Origin of the sequence: Vaccinium witches'-broom phytoplasma str. VAC, assembly GCF_000309405.1 — a bacterium.
In the GTDB taxonomy this organism is placed as follows: domain Bacteria; phylum Bacillota_I; class Bacilli_A; order Acholeplasmatales; family Acholeplasmataceae; genus Phytoplasma.
Map to the genome: position 1 here is coordinate 1 of NZ_AKIN01000059.1, position 7,354 is coordinate 7,354.

7 protein-coding genes are annotated in these 7,354 nt (G+C 26.9%); 6 read left to right on the top strand and 1 reads right to left on the bottom strand.

Translation table 11 applies throughout. The features are described 5' to 3' along the window. From RI68_RS01650 to metG, 6 genes are all read left to right on the top strand, one after another. Positions 1 to 289 (top strand): CbiQ family ECF transporter T component (locus RI68_RS01650; protein WP_017193521.1); only part of this gene is annotated, 289 nt, incomplete at its 5' end. A gap of 62 nt (positions 290 to 351) precedes the next feature. Beyond that, positions 352 to 1,086 (top strand): tRNA pseudouridine(38-40) synthase TruA, encoded by a 735-nt coding sequence (truA, locus tag RI68_RS01655; RefSeq protein WP_017192225.1) that lies wholly within the window; start codon positions 352 to 354, stop codon positions 1,084 to 1,086. A gap of 14 nt (positions 1,087 to 1,100) precedes the next feature. Beyond that, entirely contained in the window at positions 1,101 to 1,718 is a 618-nt protein-coding gene (gene tmk / locus RI68_RS01660) for a dTMP kinase (RefSeq protein ID WP_017193522.1), read from the top strand. After that, positions 1,715 to 2,680, top strand: a complete 966-nt coding sequence (locus tag RI68_RS01665; protein ID WP_017193523.1) for a hypothetical protein — start codon at positions 1,715 to 1,717, stop codon at positions 2,678 to 2,680. Before tmk ends, RI68_RS01665 begins: the two co-directional genes overlap by 4 nt. 20 nt (positions 2,681 to 2,700) lie before the next feature. Continuing rightward, entirely contained in the window at positions 2,701 to 3,567 is an 867-nt protein-coding gene (rsmI, locus tag RI68_RS01670) for a 16S rRNA (cytidine(1402)-2'-O)-methyltransferase (protein ID WP_017193524.1), read from the top strand. 20 nt (positions 3,568 to 3,587) lie between these two features. Then, positions 3,588 to 5,141, top strand: a complete 1,554-nt coding sequence (gene metG, locus RI68_RS01675; protein WP_017193525.1) for a methionine--tRNA ligase — start codon at positions 3,588 to 3,590, stop codon at positions 5,139 to 5,141. 296 nt (positions 5,142 to 5,437) lie between these two features. Here metG and RI68_RS01680 read toward each other — a convergent pair. Beyond that, positions 5,438 to 7,354 (bottom strand): ATP-binding protein (locus tag RI68_RS01680; protein ID WP_017193527.1); only part of this gene is annotated, 1,917 nt, incomplete at its 5' end.

A 7,354-nucleotide genomic window follows, 5' to 3' on the forward strand; every position in this document is an offset into this window, starting at 1 on the left:
TATTCCTTTTTTAATGGAAGAAACTCAAAAGATTATTAAAGCGCAAATGTCTAGAGGTTTGGATTTATATACTAAAAATTTATTTAAAAAGATTTATAATTTATTATCTTTATTAATTCCTATTTTTGTGATATCTTTTCAAAAATCTTTAGTTTTAGCTAATGCTATGGAAGCGCGTGGATATGTTTTAGGCAAAAAACGCACTAAATTAAATCATTATAAAATGACAAAAAAAGATTATCTGTTTTTAATAATTATTTTATCATTTTTTATATGGAGTTTTTTTTAAAAAAGGGGAAAAATATTTTTTTATTTTATGATTTATTATAAAATAAAAGAGAGGTTTTTGATTTGAAAAAATTTACTTATAAATTAGTTTTAAGTTATGATGGCACTAATTATCATGGATATCAAAAACAACCTAAATCAATCACAATTCAGTCCGTTTTAGAAAATGTTTTGTTTCGTCTTACGAAACGAAAAATTATAACTTACGCCGCTAGTCGCACTGATAAAGGGGTTCATGCTGAAGGTCAAGTAGTTCATTTTTATACTTCATTTTTGATTGATAATTATTTTTTCCAAAAAGCTTTAAATAAAGTCTTGCCGAAAGATATTAAGGTCGCGGAACTCTCTTTAGTATATGATGCTTTTCACGCTCGTTATCATACTAAATCCAAAATTTATAAGTATTTTTTTTCTAAAAAAGAATTAACGCCTTTTAATAACCGTTTTCAAACTTATTTTGAATCTTTGGATTTTACCTTAATTGAAAAAGCATTATCTTTAATTAAAGGCGAACATGATTTTTTTTTATTTACCAATAATAAAGACGAAAAAAAATCCACCGTTAAAATCATTTATGACGCTTTTTTAGAAGAAACCGAATATCAATATATTTTGGTTTTTCACGGTAAAGGTTTTTTAAAACATATGATTCTTTTTTTAGTAGGTTTTTTAATTAGGATCGGGCAGAAAAAAAAGAATTTATTAGACTTGGAAAATATGTTAAACTTAACATATGGTAAACAATTTTCTTATTTGGCTCCTCCTTGTGGTCTTGTTTTAACAAAAATTTTTTATTAAAAAGGTGTTTCGATATGTTTATTTCTTTTGAAGGCGGCGAAGGAACAGGTAAAACCACTCTCGCAAACGCTTTGTTTAAAAAAATGTTTCAAAAACATGCAGTTATTTTAACTAAAGAACCGGGAGGTTGTGAAACTAATCTTCCTATAAGAAGTCTTTTATTCAGTTCTGATAATAAAATAGACGTTCGCACGGAAGCTTTATTATACGCAGCCGATAGAGCAGAACATTTAGATAAAGTTATTTTACCAGCTTTAAAAAAAGGTCAAATAGTGATTTGCGATCGTTATCTAGATTCTTCTTTGGCTTATCAAGGTTACGCTAGAGAGTTAGGCGAAGAATTTGTTAAAAAAATTAATGTTATCGCGTTGAAGACGATGCCTGATATTACTTTTTATTTAGATTTAGAACCTCAAATAGGACTTCAAAGAATAAAAGACAAAAGAGAAGATAAAAGAGAATATTTTGATTTGCAAACTTTATCTTTTCATCAAAAAGTTAGACGAGGTTTTTTAAATTTGCATAAACAATTTCCTCAGAGAATTTTTAAAATTGATGCTAACCAGCCTTTGGAAGAAATACAATCCATCATTGAAATAGAAATACAAAGATTGTTTAAAATAAAATTATGAATAAAAAACAACGTTTATTGGAAAAATTTAAATTTATTATTGAACAAAAAAAATTATCTCATCTTTATTTAATAGAAGGCAGTGACGAAGAAGTTAGACATGAACTTATGATGGAATTAGTTCATGAATTTTTACAAACTTCTCCTTTTGACTCTCAATTAGAAAATTTAATTAAAAATTTTTCGTATCCTAATTTTTATCATTTAAGTTATAAAAAAAATAATTCCATTAAAAAAGAACAAATTTTGGAAATGCAAAATTATTTCAACCAAACTTCTTTGTTTCAACAAAAAAAAGTTTATGTTATTGAAGGTATTGAACATCTTCATGTTAAAGCAGCTAACAGTTTACTTTATTTTTTAGAAAACCCTATTAGTGAGAATATTTTAGGTGTTTTATTAACTAATAATAGCGATCTTGTCCTTCCTACTATTCTTTCACGTACACAAGTTTTTTCGTTAGATAATATGATGGAAGACAAAGAAGAAAAAAAAGTTTCGCCAGCAATTAATACAGGCGCAGTTTTAGATGACGTTTTAATCAGTTTATTAAATCGTTTTCACAACAGAACAGAAGATGTTTCAAAAAATAATTATTATTTAGAATTTAAAAAATTCTTTTTATTGTTTTTAGATAATTTTAAAAAAAAGAATGATTTTGTTTATTTGTTCGGGGAAGCTAAGTCTTTAACTGAAGATAAATTCTTTTTTAGTGATTTTTTAAAAATTATAATGCAATTTTTCTTAGATTTATATTATAAAAAAAATAATTTATCTTTTACTTTTCCTATAGAATTATTAGAAAAAACTTTTTTTGATGAATTATCTTTAGAACATATTAATAAATATTTAGAGATATTAGAACAAATAGAGCAAAAGAATGTTTTTGTCAATGCTAATTTTTGTTTTATGACTTTATTTTTAGAAATAGAAAAACAAAAGGAGTTTTTAAATTTAACTTAAAATTTAAAAATCATTAAAATATGGCAATAATACAAAAAACCTTTATCGAACCGAAACCAACTTTATATTTGGTTTCCACTCCTATCGGCAATATGTCAGATTTAACCTTTCGTGCGTTAGAAATTTTAAAAAAAGTTGATTATATTTTGGCGGAAGATACCAGAAGAGCTCATAAAATATTAGAATTTTATCAATTTAAAAACAACTTACTTTCTTTATATCAATATAACGAAAAGCAAAGGGTGCAAAAGATTTTATCTTTGTTAGAGAGCGGCAAAGAAATAGCTTTAATTAGTGACGCTGGCACTCCTTTAATTAGTGATCCAGGTTTATTGTTGGTTCAAGAAGTTAAAAAAGCAGGTTTTTATGTTACTTCTGTTCCAGGGCCGGCGGCTTTTTTGTCCGCCTTTAGCATTTCTTCTTTTGATATTCCGTTTTTATTTTTAGGTTTTTTACCTAAAAATAAAAAAGTTAAAACGGAAATATTATTAAAACACCGTTTTTTTGAAGGATCTTTAATTATCTATGAATCTCCTTTAAGAATTAAAGACACTTTACAAATAGTTCAAATGCATTATCCTCAACATAATGTTTCTTTATCTAGGGAATTAACAAAAAAATTTGAAACCATTATTAATGGCGATATTGATAGTGTTTTATTAGAAGAGTTGAAAACTAAAGGAGAATATGTTTTAGTCATTGAAGGCAATAAAAAGTCTTTTTCTTATCAAGATTTTTCTTTAGACGAACATATTATGTTTTTTGTGCAACAAGGTTTTTCGGAAAAAGAGTCTTTTTCTAAAGTCGCTAAAGTGAGGAATATTTCTAAAAAAGAGATTTATCAAAAATATAAAATCCAAAAAGATAATGGTATAGATAATGTATAAAAAGGAGATTTATTGTTTATATGAAAGTTAAAAAAAAGAAGTTTTACATTTCTACTTCTATCGCTTACGCCTCAGGCATTCCGCATATTGGTAATGTCTATGAAATGATTTTATCCGACTCAATAGCGCGCTTTAAAAAAATGGATCATTATGATGTTTATTTCCAAACAGGAACCGATGAACACGGTCAAAAGATTGAAAAAAAAGCTTCTCAAGAAAAAATAAATACTCAAGAATATGTAGATCATATTTCTTCTGAAATTAAAAGAATTTATGATTCCGTAGGGGTTAATTATGATCATTTCGTGAGAACGACCAATGATTATCATAAAAAAACAGTTCAAGCGATCGTTAATAAACTATTAAAAAAAGGCGATATTTACTTAGGAACTTATGAAGGTTGGTATTCTGTCGTTGAAGAGAGTTATATAGCAGAAAAAGACTTAATCAACGGTAAAACTGCTAGCGGTGAAACACCAGTTTGGTCAAAAGAAGAAGTCTACTTGTTTCAATTATCGAAATATCAAGAGCGATTATTAACTTATTTAAATGATAATCCTCATTTGATTTTGCCTAAAGAAAGAAGAAAAGAAATTTTAAATTTGTTAAAAGAAACTTTAACTGATTTATCTATTTCTAGGATTTCTTTTAAATGGGGTATTCCTTTAAGTTTTGACCCTAACCATGTGGTTTATGTTTGGATTGATGCTTTAAGCAATTATATTACCGGTTTAGGTTTTCAACTGTCTGAAGACGGACAAATCTTGCCTAATGAACAATTTTTAAAATATTGGCCTTGTGATCTGCATGTCATCGGGAAAGATATTAGCAGATTTCATTTGATTTATTGGCCTATTTTATTGATGGCTTTAGAAATCCCTCTACCAAAACAATTTTTAATTCATCCTTGGATTTTATTCAATAACAATAAAATTTCCAAATCGACTAATAATGTGGTTTATATAGATGATTTGTTAAAGTTTTTTTCTGTTGATGCTATTAGATATTTTGTTTTACACGAAATACCTTATGTTTCTGATGGAACTTTAAGTTATGAACTTTTATTAGAAAGATATAACGCTGATCTTGTGAACACGATAGGAAACTTGTTAAGCCGCACTTTAGGCATGATTAAAACTTACCGTAACACTCAATTAACTAAAACAGCGACAGAAGAAAAAGATGATTTTAATTTGCCTCAAAAAGCGCTTGATACTGTGAAGTTGGTTAAAAAAACAATGAATTCTTATCGAGTGGCGGAAACGATGGAACATATCATTCAATTAGCTCGTTATTCTAATAAATATGTGGATATTGTTGAACCGTGGAAAATGGTTAAAGAGGAAAATAACTCAGCCAAATTAGATGTTTTTTTATATAATTTAGTCGAAACTTTACGTTTTATAGGTATTTTATTAAAACCCTTTTTGCCTGAAACATCTGAATCAATTTTAAAACAAATTAAAGCAGAAGAAGAAACTTTTGAAAGTTTAAAAGAATTTGGCATCACTCAAACCAAAGAATTACAACCCGGAGAAAAATTGTTTGAACGACTTAATAAAATTGATTTATAAATAAAATTCGTCTTTTCGGGTAAATAATTCTTTTTCCAAAAACCATTTGAACCTCTTTTAAAGAAAAAAATACTTCAAATAAATAATTATTTGAAGTATTTTTTATAATTGATAAAATATTAATTTTTAATTAGGAATAAATATTAACAGATGTGTTATAATTTATTTGGTTGATTTCATTAAATTGTTATCATTTTTATAAACCTTTTTTTGGTTGATTTTTTTTAACGGTTAAAAAGTTTTTACCTAAACGAACCGTCCAACTTACTGTAATGATTTTCGTCAAAGTTTTTCGGTTAATTGTGCTTTCCGGTTGGAAATGTTTCATATATAAAAAGATCCATCCCAGTGTCCCCATCTTCCCATTGATTAAAAGGATTTTTAACAAAAGGAGCTAAATCAGTTGGTTCTTTTTGGGTATTAAATCTTTCTTCGCACAACTCTTTTTCTTCTGCAATCTCATTGTTTAGATTTTTAATTTGTTGTTCTAAAAGGGTTATAGCATTGTCTTTTTGTTCGATTAAAGTTTTATTAAAAGATTTATATGGTTCTAAATTTTTTATTTCAAAGTTTAATTGATCTTTTTGATCTAACAGAGTTTTTAATGCTTTTTGTAAGGGATGTTGATTATTTTTAAATTGATCAAGGCTTTTTTGATAATAACCTAACCCTTCTAAACCATAAAAAGTATAAACTTCTTGCACTTTAGTCATATCTTTTGATTTAGGTAAATATTTTTGCAATCCTTTTTTCCAAGTAGCATATTGTTCTTCACAAGCTTTTCTTCTTTGGGTGATTTCCTCTTGACTTTTAACAATATTTTGTTTACTATCTAGGACTTCATCTAAATCAGAAGGTAACATTACTTCATGTTCTAAAGGATTCTCATACTTATAACGATTAGTTTTTTTATAATAAGCACCTTCGATTAACCCAGTTAAATCACGATTAGAATAATGCTTATTTTCGCATCTTTTAGCTATTTCATCTAAATGTAAAAAAGTATGATAACTGATTTGAAAAGGTTTTACTAAAAATTTTAAAAATTGAGCTATTTCTTCATTTTTAATTAAATCTATTTTAATTTCTTCTGAAAAACGACTTCTTAAAGCACTATCTATTTTCTCTAAGTGATTCGTTGCTCCCATTAAAATGATTTTTTTATCGCTTTTTTTGAAACCATCCAGTTTGGTTAATAAATTGTTGACTATATTACTAGCGGTTTGACTAGTGTTTTTATCTTCTCGATTCGCTAAACCACTTATTTCATCTATAAAAATAATTGTTTTATCATACTGTTCCGCTTCGGCCCAAATTTTCTCTAATTCTTCGTTCCCTTCGCCAACATAAGTTTTATCAAATTTAGATGGTTCAATTTCAATAAAATGAACGTCACCTGCTTCACCACAAAGAGCTTTCATTAAATAACTTTTTCCTGTTCCTGGTGGACCATATAGCAAATAACCACGCGGAGTTACTTTATCAAAATTAACTAATTTTTGATCGCTTTTAAAATAATAAACCAAATCTTTTAAAGCTTCTTTTTCTCGTTCCATCCCGAAAACATCTTTAAAAGTAATGATTTTTTTATCCTTTTGATAAAGTTGATTGTTTTTTTTAGCGTTTAATTCTTTTTCTAATTGTCTTACTTGTTGGCTAAAAGATAATAATTGTTCGTCTAAAAATAAATCATAACTTTTTAGATTATCAATTTCTTCTTTATTATCTTTAGCTTGCGCTAACATTTTTTTAATTAAAGTTTTATTCGCATAATTATATTGAATAGTTTCTTGGAGAAGGTTTATCTTATCTGTTAAAGAAGCTAAAGAGGAAATATTTTGGGTTTTTTGTTGTAAATCATCCATATTTTGAATAATTTTTTGTTCTTCTTGATCTAAATTTTTTCTTTGGATAATTAAAGCTTTTCCTTTTTGCAAATGTTCATCTCTTTGCTTTTTTAAAACATTAATTTCTTCTTGTAATTTAGTTTTTTCGTCTGGACTTAAGGTGTCAAAAGAGGTAGTTAAAGTTTGTTCTTTTTCGGTAATATTGGTGTTTAAAGCATTAATAGCAGCTATATTTTGATTAATTTCATGATCAATAAGGTCATACTGCTTTCTGATTAATGCTCTTTGTTGGTTTTCTTTGGCTAATTGTTCTCCTAAAGTTTTTAATTGTTTTTGAATTTGTTCTGCTGCTTCCCTTTCCTCTTT

Bases quoted from the DNA above. Each gene is read 5' to 3' on its own strand.
- tmk (WP_017193522.1), top strand. From the start codon at position 1,101: ATGTTTATTTCTTTTGAAGGCGGCGAAGGAACAGGTAAAACCACTCTC.
- RI68_RS01665 (WP_017193523.1), top strand. From the start codon at position 1,715: ATGAATAAAAAACAACGTTTATTGGAAAAATTTAAATTTATTATTGAA.
- rsmI (WP_017193524.1), top strand. From the start codon at position 2,701: ATGGCAATAATACAAAAAACCTTTATCGAACCGAAACCAACTTTATAT.
- metG (WP_017193525.1), top strand. From the start codon at position 3,588: ATGAAAGTTAAAAAAAAGAAGTTTTACATTTCTACTTCTATCGCTTAC.